We start from the raw sequence: 19,516 nt of genomic DNA on the forward strand, positions 1-19,516 counted from the left end.
TGCCCTCTCCGCTGCTGCGCGGGCCCGTGCCGCCGGTGCCGGCCCGCCAACCCAACAACAAGCGTCTACACAGGAGCAAGCCATGAGCAAGTTCGATATCTCCAAGCTGTCCAGCCTCTCGCCGTTCGAACTGAAGGATGAACTGATCAAGCTGGCCAGCAGTGACGCCGAGCGTCTCATGCTGAACGCCGGCCGCGGCAACCCCAATTTCCTGGCGACGGTGCCGCGCCACGGCTTCTGGCAACTCGGCCTGTTCGCGATGCGCGAATCGGAGCGCTCGTTCTCGTACATGCCGGAGGGCGTCGGCGGCTTTCCGCGCCGCGAAGGTATCGAGGAGCGCTTCGATCTGTTTGCGCGAGAGTTCGCCGATACTCCGGGCGTGAAGTTCCTGGCCGGCGCGGTGTCGTACGTGCGCGACCAGCTGGGGCTGAGCGCGAGCGATTTCCTCTACGAAATGTGCGAAGGCATCCTCGCCTGCAACTATCCGGTGCCGGACCGCATGCTCAAGCTGTCGGAGAAGATCGTCGGCCAGTACATCCGCAAGGAGATGATCGGCGACCATCCGTTCATCGGCGAGTTCGACCTGTTCGCGGTCGAGGGCGGCACCGCGGCCATGACCTACCTGTTCAACTCCATCCGCGAGAACCGCCTGCTCAAGCCCGGCGACACCATTGCGCTGGGCATGCCGATCTTCACGCCGTATATCGAGATCCCCGAGCTGAACGACTACCAGCTGGAAGAGCTGTCGATCGACGCCGATCCCGACTCGCGCTGGCAGTATTCGAAAAAGGAGCTCGACAAGCTGCGCGACCCCAAGGTCAAGGCCTTCTTCCTGGTCAACCCGAGCAACCCGCCGTCGGTGCGCATGAGCGACGAGAGCCTCGAATACCTGGCCTCGATCATCGAAGAGCGCCCCGACCTGATCATCCTGACCGACGATGTCTACGGCACCTTTGCCGACAACTTTGTGTCGCTGTTCGCGATGTGCCCGAAGAACACCATCCTGGTGTACTCGTTCTCGAAGTACTTCGGCGCTACCGGCTGGCGCCTGGGCGTGATCGCCACGCATCGCGACAATATCTTCGACCTGCAGATCGGCAAGCTGCCGGACGCGGATCGGCGGGAACTGAACCAGCGCTACAGCTCGATCACCACCGAGCCGGAGCAGCTCAGGTTCATCGACCGCCTGGTGGCCGACAGCCGCACCGTGGCGCTGAACCATACTGCCGGCCTGTCCACGCCGCAGCAGGTGCAGATGGTGCTGTTCTCGCTGTTCTCGCTGATGGACACGCCGGACAACTACAAGAACGCGATGAAGCGGCTGATCCGCAGCCGCAAGGCGTCGCTGTATCGCGAGATCGGCATCGCGCCGGAAAGCGATGATCCGAACGCGGTCGACTACTACACCCTGCTGGATATCGAGCAGCTGGGCGGCAAGGCGATCGGGCCAGACTTCGTCAAGTGGATCATGAACTCGGTCGAGCCGAACGAGCTGCTGTTCCAGCTGGCCGACGAAGCCGGCGTGGTGCTGCTGCCGGGTCGCGGCTTCGGCACGCGCCACCCGTCAGGGCGGGTGTCATTGGCCAACCTGAACGAAGCCGACTACGCCAAGATCGGGCGCTCGATCCGCAAGCTGTTCGAGGCCTATGTCGAGAAGTACAACGCGGCGACGGGGAGCAAGGCCGACAAGAATGTCGTGAAGAAATAAGCCTTCGTTGACGTGTTTACGCCCGGCACTGCCGGGCTTTTTCTTTTGCTGTCAGCGGCACCCCGCCAGCTTCACCGCGATTCAACAAATTCCAGCACCGTCGCCAGCATGCCGCGCAGCGCCGGCTGCAGCGCCGTGGCACGCGCCTCGTCATAGGCGAACGGATACACCTCGCTCATGTAGGCGCACTGCGACAGCTCCAGCTGCACCGCGTGCACGCCCTCGGCCGGCTTGCCGTATTGCCGCGTGATATAGCCACCCTTGAAGCGGCCGTTGAGCACCGCGGTATGGCCCGGTACCGCGCTGGCCTGTTCCAGCAGTTGGCCGGCGAGCGCGGCGTCGCAGCTGTCGCCGTTGGCGGTGCCGAGGTTGAAGTCGGGCAGCTTGCCGTCGAAGAAGCGCGGCAGCACCGAACGGATCGAATGCGCATCCCACAGCGCGACGGTGCCATGCGCAGCCTTGAGCCGCGCCAGCTCCTCGGCCAGTGCCTGGTGGTACGGGCGCCAGATCGCATCGCGGCGCGCGGCGATCTCGGCGTCGTCGGGACCGTTGCCGTCGGCATAGAGCGGCGTCTTGTCGAAGGTATCGACCGGGCACAGGCCGGTGGTGTCCTGGCCGGGATACAGGTTGGCGTTGTCGGGCGGCCGGTTCAGGTCGACCACGTAGCGCGAGTGCGTGGCCGCCAGCACCGACGCGCCCAGTTCGCGGGCGAAGTCGTACAGGCGCTCCAGGTGCCAGTCGGTGTCGGGCACGGTGCGGGCCTCGGCGCTCAGGCGCTGCGAGACCGATGCGGGCAGGTGCGTGCCGACATGCGGCATCGAAACCAGCAGCGGGCGCGTGCCCCGGTGCAGGGTGAAGGCGGGGGTATCGGTGGAAAAGGACATGGTGGTTCGATGCAGTGGGCGTGTGCCCGGTTTCAGTCGGCCAGCAGGCTGGCGCGCGCCGCGATAAACAGGCGCCCGGCCTCCGCCTGCAGCGGATGCGCGCCATGCTGCACGCGGCTGCGGCCGGCAGTGCGGACTTCCGCTAGTGTCTCATGGCCGTGGCAGGCGAACACATGCGTGGCCAGTGCCTGCGGCCCGTCGAGCCCCGCCAGGGTCGGATGCGCGCCGTCCAGCACGACGAAGTCGGCCTGCTGGCCCGCTGCCAGTCCGGCCACCGCGCGGCCCGCTGCACGTGCGCCGCCGGCCACCGCTTCCAGGTACAGGCGGTCGGCCACCTGCGCGTGCGTGTCGGATGCCAGCACGTTGCGCCGCTGCAGGCCGAGCCGCTGGCCGTATTCGAACAGCCGCAGCTCCTCCGCCACGCTGACGCTGGCATGGCTGTCCGAGCCGATGCCCCATGCGCCCTGCTGCGCCAGGTAGGGCGCTGCCTCGAACACGCCGTCGCCCAGGTTGGCCTCGGTGGTCGGGCAGATGCCGGCCACCGCGCCGCTGTGCGCCAGGCGCCGGCGCTCGTCCCAGTCCATATGGGTGGCGTGCACCAGGCACCAGCGCGCATCGACGTCGACATGGTCGAACAGCCACGTCACCGGGCGCGTGCCCGACCACGCGATGCAGTCGTCGACCTCTTTCTGCTGCTCGGCGATATGGATGTGCACCGGCGCTTGCGCGTCGATCGCGCGCAGGCCCGCCAGCGCATGCAGCAGGCTTGCCTCCGGCACCGCGCGCAGCGAGTGCGGTGCCAGTCCGAGGCGCGCGCCGGATTGCGCGCACGCGGGGCGCAGCCGTTCCAGCAGCCTCAGCATTGCATCGGTGTCGTGCAGAAAGCGCCGCTGTCCTTCCAGCGGCGGCTTGCCGCCAAAGCCCGCGTTCTGGTACAGCACCGGCAGCAGCGTCATGCCGATGCCGGCGCGCTGCGCCGCGCGCAGCAGCCGCAGCGACATCTCGGCGGCATCGGCATAGGGCCTGCCGCCTTCGTCGTGATGCACGTAGTGGAACTCGCACACGCTGGTATAGCCCGCGCGCAGCATCTCGATATAGAGCTGGGTGGCGATGGCTTCCAGCGTGTCGGGCGAGAGCCGCTGCGCGAAGCGGTACATCAGCGTGCGCCAGCTCCAGAACGAATCGGCGCCGGCCGGATCGTCGCCCTGCGGGCGGCTGCGGAATTCCGTCAGGCCGGCAAAGCCGCGCTGGAACGCATGCGAATGCAGGTTGGGCATGCCCGGCAACACCGGGCCCGCCGCACGCGGCACGCCGGCCGCTGGCGCCGCCCCCGCCTGCACGGCGGTGAAGCGGCCGTGCTCGTCCCAGGCCAGCAGCACGTCGCGGGCCCAGCCGTCCGGCAGCAGCGCAAACGGCGCGAACAGTTGCGTGCCGCTCATGCCGTGGCTCCCGCGCAGGCATGGACCCGACCCTGGCGCACCACCGTCGCGACCGGATTGCGGCCGAACCAGTACGCCAGTTCGGCGGGCGAATCGATGCGCCACAGCGCGAAATCGGCAGCCCGGCCCGCTGCCAGCCGCCCATGGCGATCGGTGGCGCCCAGCGCTTGCGCCGCGTGCGCGGTCACGCCGGCGAGCGCCTCCGGCACCGTCAGCCGGAACAGCGTGCAGGCCATATTCATCATCAGCAGCAGCGAAGTCACCGGCGAGGTGCCCGGGTTGTGGTCGGTCGAGATCGCCATCGGCACGCCGTACTGGCGCAGCAGCGCGATCGGCGGCAGGTTGGTGTCGCGCAGGAAGTAGTAGGCGCCCGGCAGCAGCACCGCCACCGTGCCGGCTTCGGCCATCGCGGCCACGCCCGCCTCGTCCAGATGCTCGAGATGGTCGGCCGAGAGCGCGCGATGGCGTGCCGCCAGCGCGGCGCCGCCCAGGTTGCTGAGTTGCTCCGCATGCAGCTTGACGCGCAGGCCATGGCGCGCGGCGGCGTCGAACACGCGTTCGGTCTGCGCGATCGAGAAACCGATCGACTCGCAGAAGGCATCGACGGCATCGACCAGGCCCTCTTCGGCCAGCGCCGGCAGCATTGTGTTGCAGACCAGCTCGATATAGTCGTCGGCACGGTCCGCGTATTCCGGCGGCAGCGCATGCGCGCCGAGGAAGGTGGTGTAGACCGAGATGCCGAAATGGTCGCCCAGCCGGCGCGCCACGCGCAACTGCTTGCGTTCGGATTCCAGGTTCAGGCCATAGCCGGACTTGATCTCGATGGCGGTGACGCCCTCGGCCAGCAGCGGCTGCAGGCGCGCCGCGGCCTGCGCGAACAGCGTGTCTTCGTCGGCGGCGCGCGTGGCGCGCACCGTCGAGACGATGCCGCCGCCGGCGCGCGCGATCTCTTCATAGCCGGCGCCGGCCAGGCGCATGGCGAATTCGTCGGCGCGCTGGCCGCCGTAGACCAGGTGCGTGTGGCAATCGACGAGGCCAGGCGTGATCCAGGCTCCCTCGGCATCATGCCGCGGCGCGCCGCACCACGCCTCGGGCAAATCCGCTGCCGCGCCAAGCCAGGCGATGCGTCCGTGCTCGACCACCAGCGCGGCATCGCGGATCGCCTGCGCGGGATCGGCGTCGGGCAGCAGGTGGCAGTTGTGCCAGACACCGTCCGCGCTAGGCGCGGCGGATGCATAGGTCAGCGTCATTGAGCGGGCTCCATTTCCAGGGTGACGCACAGGCACATCGCCGCGTCACCGGCGGGTTCAAACGCAAGGCTCGATGCGGCCGCGGCCGCTCCAGCCAGCAGGCCGTCGCCCGCTTGCAGCAGCGTGGCGCCGTCCTTCGCCTGCCAGGCACCGTTGACGGCCAGCAAGCACAGCGTGTGGCTGCCGGTGCTGACCGCAAATCCTGCGCGGAACGCTTCGACGCGCGCACGGCAGTGTCCGCGCCGCGTCATCACGTTGAAGTCGCGCGTGGCGCCCTCGAGCAGCGTCGCCTGCAAGCTGGTATCGCCGGAAAACGCGAACGGCTCGCCGACGCCGGCCAGACGATGGCTGAAGCTGCCGTCGTCCGCGCGCAGCGTCACGCCCGCGCCGTCGAGCAGCACGATCTGGCGGTCGATGCCTGGGAACGCCGAGAACGGTCCATCGCTTTCGATATCGGCCACGCTCAGGCGCCAGACAAAGTCATCCATGCCCGCACCCGGCGGCCACACCGCGATCTCGCGCGTGTTGCCGCCGCCATTCTTCCAGCGCGTGGGCGCGATCTCGGCCAGCGCGAAGGATTCAATCAGCGCCGGGCTCATACGCCCTTCACCATCGGCAGGTCCAGGCCCTTCTCGTGCGCGCAGGCGATGGCAAGGTCATAGCCCGCATCCGCATGGCGCATCACGCCGGTGGCCGGATCGTTCCACAGCACGCGCTCGATGCGCTTTGCCGCCGCGTCGGTGCCGTCGCACACGATCACCACGCCGGAATGCTGCGAGAAGCCCATGCCGACGCCACCACCGTGGTGCAGGCTGACCCAGGTGGCGCCGCCGGCGGTGTTCAGCAGTGCGTTCAGCAGCGGCCAGTCGGATACAGCGTCGGAACCGTCGCGCATCGCCTCGGTCTCGCGGTTCGGCGACGCCACCGAGCCGCAGTCGAGGTGGTCGCGCCCGATCACCACCGGTGCCTTCAGTTCGCCCGACTTCACCATCTCGTTGAAGGCCAGGCCGGCGCGATGGCGCTCGTCCAGACCCACCCAGCAGATCCGCGCCGGCAGGCCCTGGAAGGCGATGCGGTCGTGCGCCATGTCGAGCCAGCGATGCAGGGCTTTGTCCTCGGGGAACAGTTCCTTCATCTTGGCGTCGGTCTTGTAGATATCCTCGGGATCGCCCGACAGCGCGACCCAGCGGAACGGCCCTTTGCCGCGGCAGAACAGCGGGCGGATATAGGCCGGCACGAAACCGGGAAAATCGAAGGCGTTCTGCACGCCTTCGTCGAACGCTACCTGGCGGATGTTGTTGCCGTAGTCGACCGTCGGCACGCCCATCCTCTGGAAGTCGAGCATGGCCTGCACGTGCTTGACGATCGACGGACGCGCGGCGGCTTCCACCGACTTGGGATCGTGCTGGCGCGCATGCTCCCACTGCGCGACGGTCCAGCCTTGCGGCAGGTAGCCGTTGACCAGGTCGTGCGCGGAGGTCTGGTCGGTGACGATATGCGGGCGCATGCCGCCGCCCTGCGCGCGCTTTGCCAGCTCCGGCACGATGTCGGCGGCGTTGCCGAGCAGGCCGACCGAGATCGCCTCCTTCTTTGCCGTGGCCTCGGCGATCATCGCCAGTGCTTCGTCGAGCGTGGTGGCCTTCTTGTCGAGGTAGCGCGTGCGAATGCGGAAGTCGATGCGCGATTCCTGGCATTCGATCGCCAGCACGCACGCACCCGCGAGCACGCCCGCCAGCGGCTGCGCGCCGCCCATGCCGCCGAGGCCCGCAGTCAGGATCCACTTGCCCGACAGGTCGCCGTCGTAGTGCTGGCGGCCCGCTTCGACAAAGGTCTCGTACGTGCCCTGCACGATGCCCTGGGTGCCGATGTAGATCCACGAGCCCGCGGTCATCTGGCCGTACATCATCAGGCCGGCGCGGTCCAGTTCATTGAACTTGTCCCACGTAGCCCAGTGCGGCACCAGGTTGGAGTTGGCGATCAGCACGCGCGGCGCGTCGGGATGCGTGCGGAACACGCCGACCGGCTTGCCCGACTGCACCAGCAGTGATTCGTCTTCACCTAGCCGGCGCAGGCTGTCCAGGATCGCGTCGAAGCATTCCCAGTTGCGCGCGGCCTTGCCGATGCCGCCGTACACCACCAGGTCCTGCGGGCGCTCGGCTACGTCAGGATCGAGGTTATTCTGGATCATGCGGTAGGCGGCTTCGATCAGCCAGTTCTTGCAGTGCAGCTGGGTGCCTCGCGGCGCGCGGATCTCGCGCTGGCCGCGTTGCAGGGATTGGGATTCGGGAGCGTTCATGTGTTGTTCTCCTTATGGGATGGCGCTGGTGGCGCGATCGGTTTCTGATGCGCTCGGTGCGTGACTGGGACCGGCTCAACCCGCGTTGGTCGGCAAAATCGCCCTCACCGCAGCAGGCCATCCCGCCCCCGCATCGCCCTGCACCACCCACTGTTTCATCGCCTCGATATCCGGCGCCAGATAGCGGTCGCCCTCGACAAAATCCACCCGCGCACGGATACGTGCCAGCTCCTGTTCCACCAGCGGCGACGACTTCAGCGGGCGGTGGAACTCGATGCCCTGTGCCGCGGCCATGGCCTCGATGCCGACCACCACCGCGGTGTTGGCCGCCATCTCGCCCAGCCGGCGCGCGCCGTAGGTGGCCATCGACACATGGTCTTCCTGGTTGGCCGAGGTCGGCAGGCTGTCCACGCTGGACGGATGCGCGAGCGACTTGTTCTCCGAGGCCAGCGCGGCCGCGGTCACCTGCGCGATCATGAAGCCCGAGTTCAGGCCGCCATCGCGCACCAGGAACGGCGGCAGGCCGGACAGGCCGGTATCGAGAAGCAGCGCGAGCCGGCGCTCGGAAATCGCACCGATCTCGGCGATCGCCAGTGCAATGATGTCGGCGGCAAAGGCCACCGGCTCGGCGTGGAAGTTGCCGCCGGAGACCACGTCGCCCTGCGCGGAAAACACCAGCGGGTTGTCCGACGCGGCATTGGCCTCGATCTGCAGGATGCGCGCGGCGTGCTGCAGGTTGTCCAGGCAAGCGCCCATCACCTGCGGCTGGCAGCGGATCGAATACGGGTCCTGCACGCGGCCGCAGGCCTTGTGCGAATCGACGATCTCGCTGCCATCGAGCATGGCGCGCACGGCGCCGGCCACGGCGATCTGGCCGGCCTGGCCGCGTGCTGCATGGATGCGGGCATCGAACGGCTTGACCGAGCCCTTGATCGCCTCCAGCGACAGCGCGCCGGCGACCAGGCCTGCCGCGAACGCGTCCTCGGCGGCGAACAGGCCGGCCAGCGCCAGCGCGGTCGACACCTGGGTGCCATTGAGCAGCGCCAGGCCTTCCTTCGGGCCCAGTTCGAACGCCTTCAGGCCGGCATGGGCCAGGCCTTCGGCGGCCGGCACGCGCTTGCCGCCGACCATCACCTCGCCCACGCCGATCAGCGTGCACGACATATGCGCCAGCGGCGCCAGGTCACCCGAGGCGCCGACCGAGCCCTTGGCCGGGATGCACGGGGTCACGCCGTGGTTGACCAGCGCCAGCAAGGCCTCGATCAGTTCCGGACGCACGCCGGAATGGCCGCGCGCCAGGCTGACCGCCTTGGTCGCCAGGATCAGCCGCACCGTGTCCTCGGCCAGGTCCGGGCCGGTGCCGACGCTGTGCGACAGCACCAGGTTGCGCTGCAGCTGCGCCAGCTTGTCGTTGGGGATGCGGGTCTGCGCCAGCTTGCCGAAGCCGGTGTTGATGCCGTAGACCACGGCGTCGGCGTCGATGATGTCCTGCACCGTGGCCTGCGCGGCGCGCACGCCGGCCCAGGCGGAATCGGCCATGGCCAGGCGCACCTCGCCGCGGTAGACACGGCGCAGGTCGGCCAGGGTGACTTGGCCCGGCTGCAGGGTCAGCAGCGGACGGGAGGCTTGGTCATGTGGGCTGGCAGTCATTTGTATGTTCCTGTCTATACAGCTTAGGTAAAAATTTGAGGTAGCAGGCGGATTCTTGTGGAATCAGCCGAAAGCGGGGTTGCCGTCGGCGCGGAAGCGGCTGCCGAGGCGATAGCGGTTGCCCGGATGCAGGCAGCGCACGAAGGTCACCGGCACGCCGTTGGTCCAGGTGCGGCGGGTCAGCATCAGGCAGGCCTGCGTAGGCGGCATTTCCAGCTGCGCGGCCTGCTCCGGCGTGGCGGCGATGGCGTCGACCACATGCTCGACCTGGTCGTAGGGCACGTGGCGCAGCAGGTATTCGCCAGGCTGGGTCGCGCTGAAATCCTGCGTGATGAAATCGGGCGCCACGCGCGGGTTCACGTAGCGGTCCTCGAGCTGCACCGGCACGCCGTCCTCGCGGTGCACGCAGACCGAGTGAAACACCGACTCGCCGGTGCGCAGCTCCAGCGCCGCGGCCACCTCGATCGATGCCGAGACACGCTCCACCAGGATCACGTCGCAGGCGTAGTCGTGCCCGCGCATGCGGATCTCGTCCTGCAGGTTGACCACCGACAGCAGCGTCGACTGCGGCTTGTGCTCGGCGACGAAGGTGCCCACGCCGGCCACGCGCACTACCCTGCCCTGCTCCTGCAGTTCGCGCAGCGCCCGGTTGACGGTCATGCGCGAGACCCCGAAGCGGTTCACCAGCTCCTGCTCCGACGGCACCCGGTCACCCGGCTGCCACGCGCCGCTCTGGATCTGGCGGGCGATGTACTCCTTCACCTGCTGGTAGAGCGCGGTGGGAGAGGCAGAAGCGGATGTCGGGGTTCCGGCGGCGTGGTTCATAAGGTCTTAGTGCTCGGCCGCGGCCATGGCCTCGGCGCGGATTTCCTCGGTCAGCCGCGCCTTGAGCGCGGAGAACTCCGGCGTGGTCTTGATCGTGTAATGGCGCGGATGCGGAAAATCGACCGCGATCTCGCTCTTGATCCGACCCGGCCTGGCGGAAAACACCGCCACCCGGTTGGCCATGAAGATGGCCTCGTCGATATCGTGGGTCACGAATAATACCGTCTTGCGCGACGCCTCCCAGATGCCCAGCAGCAGCTCCTGCATCAGCACGCGGGTCTGGTTGTCGAGCGCGCCGAAGGGTTCGTCGAGCAGCAGGATCTTGGGATCGTTGGCCAGCGCGCGCGCAATTGCGGTGCGCTGCTGCATGCCGCCGGACAGCTGCTTGGGGAAATGGTGCTCGAAGCCGCGCAGCCCCACGCGCTGGATGAAGAAGTCGCTGCGCTCCTTCTGCTCGGCCGCGCTCATGCCGCGCTCGCGCAGGCCGAAGCGCACGTTCTGCTCGATCGTCAGCCACGGGAACAGCGTGTATGACTGGAACACCATGCCGCGGTCCGCGCCGGGCGCGAACACCGGCTGGCCGTCGAGCAGCACGCGCCCGCTGGTCGGGGTATCCAGCCCCGCGACGATGCGCAGCAGCGTGGACTTGCCGCAGCCCGACGGGCCCAGGATGGTGACGAAGTCGTTGTCGCGCACCTCGAAATCGACCGGCTGCAGCGCCAGGGTCTGGCCGCCGCGCGGGTTGGAGAAGGTCCGCGAGACCTGCTGGATGGACAGTGCGCTCATTGGATCGAACTCCACGGGAACAGGCGCTGGTTGGCGCGCTTGAAGACAAGGTCCGAGACCAGGCCGATGCAGCCGATCACGATGATGCCGAAGATGATCTGCCCGGTATTGAGCAGCGCCTGGCTGTCGGTGATCATGTGCCCGATGCCCGACGACGAGCCGATCAGCTCGGCCACGATCACGTAGGTCCAGGCCCAGCCCAGCACCAGCCGCAGGATCTCGGCGATTTCCGGCGCCGCGCCCGGGATCAGCACGCGGCGCACGATGCCGGCGCTGTTGGCGCCCAGCGTGTAGGCCGCCTCGACCAGGTCCTTGCGCGCGCCGCCGACCGCCACCGCCACCATCAGCACGATCTGGAAGAACGAGCCGATGAAGATCACCAGCAGCTTCTGGGTCTCGCCGATGCCGGCCCACAGAATCAGCAGCGGGATGAAGGCCGACGCGGGCAGGTAGCGGCAGAACGACACGAACGGCTCGAAGAACGCCTCGGCCGCCTTGTACGCGCCCATGAAGATGCCCAGCGGCACCGCGATCACCGCCGCCAGCACGAAGCCGCCGACCACCCGCCACACCGTCATGCCGATGTCGCCGATGAAGTTGTGCTCGGTGAACAGGATCATGCCCTCCCTGGCCATCGTCAGCGGATCGGCCAGGAACGTGCGCGGCACGAAGCCGCCCAGCGTCACCACGGCCCACACGCCGAAGAACAGCACGAAGAAGGACAGGCCCAGCATCCAGCGGGTGTTGGGCGCCACCGGCACCAGCGGTGCCAGCCACGGATGGCGCCGGCGCAGCGGCGCTTCCCCGGTAGCGGGGGCCGCCACGGCGGCAGCCGGGGCGGGTGAACCAATACGGGCTTGCGTCATGACGTCACGCCTCCTGAAAGCTGCCGGGTTACTTGAGGAAACGCGCGTCGTACAGCTTGGTCACGTCCGGCACCTGGCGGATCACGCCGATGTCCAGCAGCACCGCGGCGGCTTCCTTGCTGAAGCTGGCGAGCTCGCCCTCGAAGAATTTCTTGTTGGCCTCGCGGTCCTGCCAGCGCAGGTAGGCGGACGACTTGGCGAACTGCTCGCCGGTCTGCTTGACCGCCGCGCCCATGATGTCGTTGGCCTTGGCCGGCTCCTTGCGGATCATCTCGAGCGCCTCGAAGTAGCTGTCGACCAGCGCCTGCGCGGCCTTGGGATTGTCCTTGAGCCACTTGGGGGCGCAGCCGAGCGTGTCGGTCACCATCGGATAGTCGAGCGTGGTGGCCAGGATCTTGCCCTTGTCCGGGTTCTGGCGCACCGTCGACAGATACGGCTCATAAGTCATGGCGCCATCGTTCTGGCCCGCGACGAAGGCCTGCGCCGCCGCCTGCGGCGACAGCGTGGTGGTCTTGACGTCCTTCAGCGACATGCCGTTCTTCTTGAGCATCCAGGCCAGGCCGAAGTACGGCGCGGTGCCCGGCGCATCGACGCCGATGGTCTTGCCCTTGAGGTCGGCAAAGCTCTTCACGTCGGCGCGCACGGCCAGGCCGTCGGCGCCGTAGGACTTGTCGAGCTGCACGATCTGGGTGATGGGCACGCCATTGGCATTCCAGGCCACGTGGGTTTCCACGGTGGTGGCCGCGCACTGGATCGCGCCGGAGGCCAGCGCCAGGTGGCGGTCCTTCTGCGGGATCATCTTGATCTCGACGTCGACGCCGTTCTTCTTGAAGATGCCGGCCTTGTCGGCCAGCGTCAGCGGCGCAAAACCGGTCCAGCCGCTCATGCCCAGCGTCACCGGCGTGTTCTGCGCCTGCGCCGCGCCGGCTGCCAGGGCCGCAGCCAGCACCGCCACCTGCCCTGCCACCCGACCGCGAAACCTGCTTGGATTCCTCATCTGTACGCTCCTTTGGTGTGTCCGTCGACGGCAGGCCATGCGTGTGGCCGTGCTCGTTTTCGGGCATTAAACAATGCCTGTATATACAAGTCAACGTAGGGCTTCCACCAAGCAACCAGGCGGATAATCGCCTTAAAAAGCGCATTCTGGCGCGGAACCCGCAACCAGGCACTGCACCGTCCTGGATCCGGCCGCAAGTGCCGGCACCAGTCAGGCGCGTGGAAAGTGTTGCTGTATAGACAGGGTCGAGACGACGCTGTGGGGCAGCAAGCCCCGTGCCAGCGGCACGAGGAGCCGGGTGGAGGTCTCAGGCGCCGAAGAAGTCGGCGACGGTGGGATAGCGCAGCCGCAGGCGCAGTTCGCGCTTGAGCCGGCGGTTGTCGAGCCGGCGCGACTCGCTCATGAAGCTCAGCAGGGTCTTGTCGATCACCTGGAGCGCCTCGCCGCGCGTGATGCGCGGCGGACGCGGCAAACCGCGGCGCTCGGCCACGAGGTCGAAGTATTCGGCCATGCGCAGCTCGGTATCGTCGCTGGCGTGGACCACGCGCTGCGGGCGGCCGCGGAACAGCGCCGCCACCATGATGCGGGCGAGGTCGTCGGCATGGATGTGGCTGGTGTAGACGTCGTCCTGCGGCACCAGCGCCGGCGTGCCGCGCTTGAGCCGCGCTACCGGCAGCCGGTCCTCGGCGTAGATGCCGGGGATGCGCACCACGCTGGCGCGCCAGCCGGCGTCGCGGCCGAAGGCGCGCACCGCCTGCTCGGCGGCGACGCGGCGGCGCGCGCGGGCGGTCTGCGGCCGCACCGCATGGAATTCGGCCACGCGCGCGCCCTGGCGGTCGCCGTAGACGCCGGTGGTACTGGCGTAGACAAACGCAGCGCGGGGCCGGGTACGGTCGGGTAGAATGGCGGGCTCGCCGGGCAGCATGCCGGCAGCCGTCCTGGTGCGGCGCCCCGCAGTCCGGCGCCATGCGGTCCGGCGCAATGCGGCGAGCAGCGCACGCGTGCGCGGATCGCCATCACCCTGCCCGGGTGGCGGCGCCAGGTCCAGCACCCGCGTGGCCAGCCCGCGCAGCCGTGCCAGCGTGGCCGGCCGGTCCAGGTCCGCCACCAGCGGCACCGCGCCGGCGGCACGCAGTTCGGCGCGGCGTGCCGGCTGCGAGGTCACGGCGAAGACACGCATGCGCGACGACAGGATTCGCAGGCAGCGCGTCCCCACATCCCCGCAGCCGACGATCAGCAGGCGCGGGCGGCCCAGCCGGCGCGATGGCGCCGGCAGTTGCGGCGGTTGGGAAAGGCGCGGGGCCTGCAGCTTCGACAGAATTTGGCTCATAGACCGATTATGGCTTATCAAGTAACCGTCATGCCCAGCGGCCACAAGTTTGAAGTGGCCGCGGACGAAACCATCCTCGGCGCGGCCCTGCGCCACAGCATCGGGCTGCCCTACGGCTGCAAGAACGGCGCCTGCGGTTCGTGCAAGGGCCGCGTGCTCGAAGGCAGCATCGTGCAGGGCGACCATGCCCCGTCAGCGCTGACCGCGCAGGAAAAAACCGAGGGCCGCGCGCTGTTCTGCTGCGCCAATGCGACCTCGGACATCACCATCGAATGCCGCGAGGTCCACGGCGCCGGCGACATCCCGATCAAGAAGGTGCCGTGCCGCGTGACCACGCTGGAGCGCCTGGCCGACGACGTGATCGCGATCAAGCTGCAGCTGCCGGCGACCGAGCGCATGCAGTACCTGGCCGGTCAGTACGTCGAATTCCTGCTGCGCGACGGCAAGCGCCGCAGCTATTCGATCGCCACGCCGCCGCACGAGGACGGTCCGATCGAACTGCATATCCGCCATATGCCGGGCGGCGCCTTCACCGACTACGTGTTCGGCGCGAAGGAAGGCCAGCCGGCGATGAAGGAGCGCGACATCCTGCGCTTCGAGGGCCCGCTGGGCAGCTTCTTCCTGCGCGAGGAATCGGACGCGCCGATCATCCTGCTGGCTTCCGGCACCGGCTTCGCTCCCATCAAGGCCATCGTCGAGCATGCCGCCTACACCGGCATCACGCGCCCGATGACGCTGTACTGGGGCGGCCGCCGGCCCAAGGACCTGTACATGCACGCGCTGTGCGAGCAGTGGGCGCGCGACCTGCCTAACTTCAAGTACGTGCCGGTGGTTTCCGACGCGCTGCCGGAAGACAACTGGCAGGGCCGCACCGGCTTCGTCCACCAGGCGGTGATGGCAGACTTCCCCGACCTGTCGGGCCACGAGGTCTACGCCTGCGGCGCGCCGGTGATGATCAACGCCGCGCGCGGCGACTTCACGCGCCAGTGCAAGCTGCACGAAGACGCGTTCTTCGCCGACTCGTTCACCTCCGAGGCCGACCTGCACGCGGCCCCGCCGGCGGCCTGAGGGCCGCCCGCGCGCCGTTCCGCCAACGCAACAATGCCCGGGCTCGCCAAAATTGGTTTTGACACCCGGGCCCGTGCGCCTTATATTTGCCCGCATGCACACGACCCTCAACCGACGCCGCAGCTTCCGTACGTCGCTCCCCGCTGGGGTGCCGCGCGGCTGACCGTCGACTGCGTCTGTTCATGTCAACGAGCCACGGGCAACCCCCGTGGCTTTTTGTTTTCCCGCGTCTTACCTGCTTGTCCGTCCATCGTTTAAAGCCGACCCCTGGAGTCCGCCATGGCATTTGCTGAGTTTCCCGTCCAATCCCTGATGTACATCACCAACCGGCCCGAGCTCGTGTTCACCGAGGGCAAGGGCTCCTGGCTGACGGACCACAACGGCAAGCGATACCTGGACTTCGTGCAAGGCTGGGCGGTCAACTGCCTGGGCCATTCCAACCAGGGCATGATCGACGCGCTGGTCGAACAGTCGAAGAAGATCATCAACCCGAGCCCGGCCTTCTACAACGAGCCGATGCTGCGCCTGGCCAGGCAGCTGACCGATAACAGCTGCTTCGACAAGGTCTTCTTCGCCAACAGCGGCGCCGAAGCCAACGAAGGCGCGATCAAGCTGGCGCGCAAATGGGGCCGCAAGCACAAGGATGGCGCCTACGAGATCATCACCATGGACCACAGCTTCCATGGCCGCACGCTCGCCACCATGAGCGCGTCGGGCAAGGCCGGCTGGGACACCATCTTCGCGCCGCAGGTGCCGGGCTTCCCCAAGGCCGAGCTGAACGACCTGGCCTCGGTCGAGAAGCTGATCACCGACAAGACCGTCGGCATCATGCTGGAACCGGTGCAGGGCGAAGGCGGCGTGATCCCCGCCACGCGCGAGTTCATGCAGGGCCTGCGCGCACTGGCCGACAAGCACAAGCTGCTGTTCATCGTCGATGAAGTGCAGTCCGGCTGCGGCCGCTGCGGCACGCTGTTCGCGTACGAGCTGTCGGGCGTCGAGCCGGACATCATGACGCTGGGCAAGGGCATCGGCGGCGGCGTGCCGCTGTCGGCGCTGCTGTGCAAGGCCGAGGTCGCCAGCTTCGAGGCCGGCGACCAGGGCGGCACCTACAACGGCAACCCGCTGATGACCGCGGTCGGCAGCGCCGTGATCGAGCAGCTGACCGCCCCGGGTTTCCTGGACGACGTCAAGGCCAAGGGCGAATACCTGAAGGAGCAGCTGCTGGCGCTGTCGGCCGAGTTCGGCCTGGGCGGCGAACGTGGCGAAGGCCTGCTGCGCGCGCTGCTGCTGGGCAAGGACATCGGCCCGCAACTGGTCGAAGAAGCGCGCGACATGGCCCCGCAAGGCCTGCTGCTGAACGCGCCGCGCGCCAACCTGCTGCGCTTCATGCCGGCGCTGAACGTCACGCGCGAAGAGATCGACCAGATGATCGGCATGCTGCGCACGCTGCTGAAGAAGCTGGCCTGATCCTCCAGGTAGCTGCAGACAAAAAAAGCCTCGCATTACGCGAGGCTTTTTGCTTTGCAGCCGGGACGGCGCCGCAGAGGAGTGAGGGAGAGGGCCAGCACCGCAGAACCCGCGCACACCGACCGAGCCGGCCCGCGCGGGGCCCCGCGGCAAGGGGAAAGGCCTTGCGCCTGCGGGCGCCCGCCCTCTCCCTCACCCCTCTTGCGGCAGCGGGGTGTCGGAGCCGGGGCGGCGGCGCGCCGCTTACTCGCCCAGGTAGGCGGCCCGCACCTTGGGATCGTCCAGCATCTGGCTGGCATCACCGCTCATGGTGATCAGGCCGGATTCCATCACGTAGCCGCGGTGCGCGGCCTGCAGCGCCAGGCGCGCGTTCTGCTCGACCAGCAGCACGGTCACGCCCTGCGCCGAGATGTCGCGCACCACCTCGAAGATCTTCTCCACCATGATCGGCGACAGGCCCATCGACGGCTCGTCCAGCAGCAGCACCTTGGGCTGGCTCATCAGCGCGCGCGCCATCGCCAGCATCTGCTGTTCGCCGCCCGACATGGTGCCCGCCAGCTGGTTGGCGCGCTCCTTCAGGCGCGGGAAGATGCCGAACATGCGCTCGACGTCGGCCTTGATGCCGGCTTCGTCGTTGCGCGTGTAGGCGCCCATCTGCAGGTTCTCGGTGATGGTCATGCGCGCGAACACGCCGCGGCCTTCCGGCACCATCGCCAGGCCTTGCTTGAGCAGCGCGTAGCTGGGCACGCCCTTGATCGACTTGCCCATATATTCCACGTCGCCGCCGGCCCAGCCCTGCAGGCCGGTGATGGCCTTCATGGTGGTGGTCTTGCCGGCGCCGTTGGCGCCGATCAGCGTGACCAGCTCGCCGTCGCGGATTTCCAGGTCGATGCCCTTGACGGCCTGGATGCCGCCGTAGGCAACCTTCAGGCCGGAGATCTTCAGTACTGTCTGTTTCATTGCAGGCTGATTCATTACGTCCGCTCCCGCCATCAGTGCGCCGAGGTGCCGAGGTAGGCCTCGATCACCGCGGGGTTGTTCTGCACCTCGTGCGGCAGGCCCTGGGCAATCACCTTGCCGTAGTCCAGCACCGTCAGGCGGTTGCACAGGCCCATCACCAGCTTCACGTCGTGCTCGATCAGCAGGATGGTCTTGCCATCGTTCTTGATCTTGTCGAGCAGGCCGCGCAGCTCCACCTTCTCGGTCGCGTTCATGCCGGCGGCGGGCTCGTCCAGCGCCAGCAGCTTGGGCTCGGTCGCCAGCGCGCGCGCGATCTCCAGCCGGCGCTGGTGGCCGTACGAGAGGTTGCGCGCGGTGAAGTTGGCGTACTTGCCGATGCCGACGTAGTCGAGCAGGTCATGCGCCATGTCTTCGATGCCCTCTTCTTCGCGCCGCACCGAGGGCGGGCGGAAGATCGCGCCGAACACGCCGGCCTTGGAGCGCACGTGGCGGCCGACCATCACGTTCTCGAGCGCGGTCATGTCGCCGAACAGGCGGATGTTCTGGAACGTGCGCGCAATGCCGGCCTTGGCCACCTCATGCACGGCGGTCGGCTGGTAGGGCTTGCCGCCCAGCACGAATTCGCCCGAATCCGGCGTGTAGAGGCCGGTGATCACGTTGAAGAACGTGGTCTTGCCGGCGCCGTTGGGGCCGATCAGCCCGTAGATCTCGCCCGGCTTGATCTGCAGGCCCACGTCGGACAGGGCCTGCAGGCCGCCGAAACGCTTGTTGACCCCCTGCACCGACAGGAGGAAATCGTTGTTGCTCATGTCTTCCTCCGGTTTACAGACGGCCGATATTGCCCGCGCGGCGCACCACCGGGCGGTCTTCCTTGCGCGGCGACGGCCAGATGCCGGCCGGGCGGTACAGCATCACGCCGACCAGGGCCAGGCCGAACAGCAGCTGGCGCAGCACCTCGGCATCGACGATCACGTGGCCGAACAGGCCGGTCTGGATCGGCTCGGCGACCACGCGCAGCAGTTCCTGGAAGCCCACCAGCAGCACGCCGCCCAGGATCACGCCCGGGATATGGCCCATGCCGCCCAGCACCACGATCGCCAGCACGTAGATCGATTCCCACAGCGTGAACGATTCCGGCGAGACGAAGCCCTGGAACGCGCCGAACACCGCGCCCGAGGCGCCGCCGAACGACGCGCCCATGGCGAACGCCAGCAGCTTGATGTTGCGGGTGTTGATGCCCATCGCCTTGGCGGCGATCTCGTCTTCGCGGATGGCAACCCAGGCGCGGCCGATGCGCGAGGTCTGCAGGCGCAGGCACACGAACACGATCACGATGACCAGGAACACCAGCAGGTAGTAGTACATGAACACCGGCGAGAACTTGAGCCCGAAGATCTCGTGCGACTTCGAGAAGTCGAAGCCGAAGATATGCACGGGGTCGACCGCGGTGATGCCCTTGGGACCGTTGGTGATGTTCACCGGGCGGTCCAGGTTGTTCATGAAGATACGGATGATCTCGCCGAAGCCCAGCGTGACGATGGCCAGGTAGTCGCCGCGCAGCTTGAGTGTCGGCGCGCCCAGCAGCACGCCGAAGGTAGCGGCCACCAGAATCGCCAGTGGCAGCACGAACCACATCGACAGATGGATGCCGGTCGGGAACAGCTGCTGGATCCACTCGAACTGGTTCGCCAGGTGCGGCGAGCCGAGCAGCGCCATCATGTAGGCGCCCACCGCGTAGAACGCGATATAGCCCAGGTCAAGCAGCCCGGCAAAGCCGACCACGATGTTCAGGCCCAGCGCCAGCATGATGTACAGCAGCGCAAAGTCCAGCACGCGGACCCAGTAGTTGCCGCCCAGAGTCTGGACGATGAACGGTGCGCACAGCGCCACCACCAGGAAGCCAATCAGTGCGGCCAGGGTCTTGGCCGGCACCTTGGTCGGCGCCGCGACGGCGGCCGTGGATGGAATCGGGGTATTCATGGATTCGCTC

Annotated in this window: 17 protein-coding genes; 3 read left to right on the forward strand and 14 right to left on the reverse strand. The window is 67.8% G+C overall.

The annotated features are described in order from the left end of the window. The first annotated feature begins 82 nt into the window (after positions 1-82). Positions 83-1,708, forward strand: coding sequence for a bifunctional aspartate transaminase/aspartate 4-decarboxylase (locus AC3FMM_RS13595; protein WP_115710642.1), 1,626 nt, complete (start codon positions 83-85; stop codon positions 1,706-1,708). A gap of 71 nt (positions 1,709-1,779) precedes the next feature. Here the strand turns inward: AC3FMM_RS13595 and hutG are convergent, their stop codons facing one another. The 11 genes from hutG to AC3FMM_RS13650 form a co-directional block, all read right to left on the reverse strand. Further along, complete coding sequence (gene hutG / locus AC3FMM_RS13600) at positions 1,780-2,592, reverse strand: N-formylglutamate deformylase (protein ID WP_115710644.1); 813 nt, start codon at positions 2,590-2,592, stop codon at positions 1,780-1,782. Between the two features lie 32 nt (positions 2,593-2,624). Next, positions 2,625-4,031, reverse strand: a complete 1,407-nt coding sequence (locus AC3FMM_RS13605; RefSeq protein ID WP_414247589.1) for a formimidoylglutamate deiminase — start codon at positions 4,029-4,031, stop codon at positions 2,625-2,627. Beyond that, positions 4,028-5,281 (reverse strand): imidazolonepropionase, encoded by a 1,254-nt coding sequence (hutI, locus tag AC3FMM_RS13610; RefSeq protein WP_488686828.1) that lies wholly within the window; start codon positions 5,279-5,281, stop codon positions 4,028-4,030. The genes AC3FMM_RS13605 and hutI overlap by 4 nt, the downstream gene beginning before the upstream one ends. Then, positions 5,278-5,880, reverse strand: a complete 603-nt coding sequence (locus AC3FMM_RS13615) for a HutD/Ves family protein (RefSeq protein ID WP_488686829.1) — start codon at positions 5,878-5,880, stop codon at positions 5,278-5,280. Before AC3FMM_RS13615 ends, hutI begins: the two co-directional genes overlap by 4 nt. Further along, positions 5,877-7,577 carry a urocanate hydratase gene (hutU, locus tag AC3FMM_RS13620; protein ID WP_414247586.1) on the reverse strand — a complete coding sequence of 567 codons (1,701 nt, stop codon included), beginning with the start codon at positions 7,575-7,577 and terminating at the stop codon, positions 5,877-5,879. Before hutU ends, AC3FMM_RS13615 begins: the two co-directional genes overlap by 4 nt. Before the next feature lie 75 nt (positions 7,578-7,652). Next, positions 7,653-9,227, reverse strand: coding sequence for a histidine ammonia-lyase (gene hutH / locus AC3FMM_RS13625; RefSeq protein WP_473702978.1), 1,575 nt, complete (start codon positions 9,225-9,227; stop codon positions 7,653-7,655). A gap of 63 nt (positions 9,228-9,290) precedes the next feature. Beyond that, positions 9,291-10,052 (reverse strand): histidine utilization transcriptional repressor HutC, encoded by a 762-nt coding sequence (gene hutC / locus AC3FMM_RS13630; RefSeq protein ID WP_018008004.1) that lies wholly within the window; start codon positions 10,050-10,052, stop codon positions 9,291-9,293. Between the two features lie 6 nt (positions 10,053-10,058). Next, on the reverse strand, positions 10,059-10,838 hold the full coding sequence (locus tag AC3FMM_RS13635) for an ABC transporter ATP-binding protein (protein ID WP_012353726.1): 780 nt from the start codon (positions 10,836-10,838) through the stop codon (positions 10,059-10,061). After that, a complete protein-coding gene (locus AC3FMM_RS13640) occupies positions 10,835-11,704 on the reverse strand; it encodes an ABC transporter permease (protein WP_326346563.1) in 870 nt (289 codons plus the stop codon). The genes AC3FMM_RS13635 and AC3FMM_RS13640 overlap by 4 nt, the downstream gene beginning before the upstream one ends. Before the next feature lie 28 nt (positions 11,705-11,732). Further along, positions 11,733-12,701 carry an ABC transporter substrate-binding protein gene (locus tag AC3FMM_RS13645; RefSeq protein ID WP_115681024.1) on the reverse strand — a complete coding sequence of 323 codons (969 nt, stop codon included), beginning with the start codon at positions 12,699-12,701 and terminating at the stop codon, positions 11,733-11,735. Between the two features lie 307 nt (positions 12,702-13,008). After that, positions 13,009-14,031, reverse strand: coding sequence for an NAD-dependent epimerase/dehydratase family protein (locus AC3FMM_RS13650; RefSeq protein ID WP_488686830.1), 1,023 nt, complete (start codon positions 14,029-14,031; stop codon positions 13,009-13,011). A 9-nt stretch (positions 14,032-14,040) separates the two neighbouring features. Between AC3FMM_RS13650 and AC3FMM_RS13655 the strand changes: the two genes are divergently transcribed. Together AC3FMM_RS13655 and AC3FMM_RS13660 are read left to right on the forward strand one after the other, a co-directional pair. After that, positions 14,041-15,099: a CDP-6-deoxy-delta-3,4-glucoseen reductase gene (locus AC3FMM_RS13655; RefSeq protein ID WP_488686831.1), complete on the forward strand. Its 1,059-nt coding sequence runs from the start codon at positions 14,041-14,043 to the stop codon at positions 15,097-15,099. Between the two features lie 279 nt (positions 15,100-15,378). Beyond that, on the forward strand, positions 15,379-16,566 hold the full coding sequence (locus tag AC3FMM_RS13660) for an acetylornithine transaminase (protein WP_116313017.1): 1,188 nt from the start codon (positions 15,379-15,381) through the stop codon (positions 16,564-16,566). Between the two features lie 243 nt (positions 16,567-16,809). On the opposite strand, the gene AC3FMM_RS13665 is transcribed toward AC3FMM_RS13660, so the two are convergent. From AC3FMM_RS13665 to AC3FMM_RS13675, 3 genes are read right to left on the reverse strand one after another with little or no spacing between them, the layout of a single operon-like run. After that, on the reverse strand, positions 16,810-17,526 hold the full coding sequence (locus tag AC3FMM_RS13665; protein WP_115681028.1) for an ABC transporter ATP-binding protein: 717 nt from the start codon (positions 17,524-17,526) through the stop codon (positions 16,810-16,812). A gap of 32 nt (positions 17,527-17,558) precedes the next feature. Continuing rightward, a complete protein-coding gene (locus AC3FMM_RS13670; protein ID WP_062801615.1) occupies positions 17,559-18,335 on the reverse strand; it encodes an ABC transporter ATP-binding protein in 777 nt (258 codons plus the stop codon). Positions 18,336-18,348: 13 nt separating this feature from the next. Continuing rightward, positions 18,349-19,506, reverse strand: coding sequence for an ABC transporter permease subunit (locus AC3FMM_RS13675; RefSeq protein ID WP_115710659.1), 1,158 nt, complete (start codon positions 19,504-19,506; stop codon positions 18,349-18,351). Positions 19,507-19,516: the final 10 nt, after the last annotated feature.

It is taken from the genome of Cupriavidus sp. 207A1, assembly GCF_057798955.1.

What these genes read in the sequence shown, in the direction of transcription:
- AC3FMM_RS13595 (WP_115710642.1), top strand. Translation starts at nt 83, where the DNA reads ATGAGCAAGTTCGATATCTCCAAGCTGTCCAGCCTCTCGCCGTTCGAA.
- hutG (WP_115710644.1), bottom strand. Translation starts at nt 2,592, where the DNA reads ATGTCCTTTTCCACCGATACCCCCGCCTTCACCCTGCACCGGGGCACG.
- AC3FMM_RS13605 (WP_414247589.1), bottom strand. Translation starts at nt 4,031, where the DNA reads ATGAGCGGCACGCAACTGTTCGCGCCGTTTGCGCTGCTGCCGGACGGC.
- hutI (WP_488686828.1), bottom strand. Translation starts at nt 5,281, where the DNA reads ATGACGCTGACCTATGCATCCGCCGCGCCTAGCGCGGACGGTGTCTGG.
- AC3FMM_RS13615 (WP_488686829.1), bottom strand. Translation starts at nt 5,880, where the DNA reads ATGAGCCCGGCGCTGATTGAATCCTTCGCGCTGGCCGAGATCGCGCCC.
- hutU (WP_414247586.1), bottom strand. Translation starts at nt 7,577, where the DNA reads ATGAACGCTCCCGAATCCCAATCCCTGCAACGCGGCCAGCGCGAGATC.
- hutH (WP_473702978.1), bottom strand. Translation starts at nt 9,227, where the DNA reads ATGACTGCCAGCCCACATGACCAAGCCTCCCGTCCGCTGCTGACCCTG.
- hutC (WP_018008004.1), bottom strand. Translation starts at nt 10,052, where the DNA reads ATGAACCACGCCGCCGGAACCCCGACATCCGCTTCTGCCTCTCCCACC.
- AC3FMM_RS13635 (WP_012353726.1), bottom strand. Translation starts at nt 10,838, where the DNA reads ATGAGCGCACTGTCCATCCAGCAGGTCTCGCGGACCTTCTCCAACCCG.
- AC3FMM_RS13640 (WP_326346563.1), bottom strand. Translation starts at nt 11,704, where the DNA reads ATGACGCAAGCCCGTATTGGTTCACCCGCCCCGGCTGCCGCCGTGGCG.
- AC3FMM_RS13645 (WP_115681024.1), bottom strand. Translation starts at nt 12,701, where the DNA reads ATGAGGAATCCAAGCAGGTTTCGCGGTCGGGTGGCAGGGCAGGTGGCG.
- AC3FMM_RS13650 (WP_488686830.1), bottom strand. Translation starts at nt 14,031, where the DNA reads ATGAGCCAAATTCTGTCGAAGCTGCAGGCCCCGCGCCTTTCCCAACCG.
- AC3FMM_RS13655 (WP_488686831.1), top strand. Translation starts at nt 14,041, where the DNA reads ATGGCTTATCAAGTAACCGTCATGCCCAGCGGCCACAAGTTTGAAGTG.
- AC3FMM_RS13660 (WP_116313017.1), top strand. Translation starts at nt 15,379, where the DNA reads ATGGCATTTGCTGAGTTTCCCGTCCAATCCCTGATGTACATCACCAAC.
- AC3FMM_RS13665 (WP_115681028.1), bottom strand. Translation starts at nt 17,526, where the DNA reads ATGAAACAGACAGTACTGAAGATCTCCGGCCTGAAGGTTGCCTACGGC.
- AC3FMM_RS13670 (WP_062801615.1), bottom strand. Translation starts at nt 18,335, where the DNA reads ATGAGCAACAACGATTTCCTCCTGTCGGTGCAGGGGGTCAACAAGCGT.
- AC3FMM_RS13675 (WP_115710659.1), bottom strand. Translation starts at nt 19,506, where the DNA reads ATGAATACCCCGATTCCATCCACGGCCGCCGTCGCGGCGCCGACCAAG.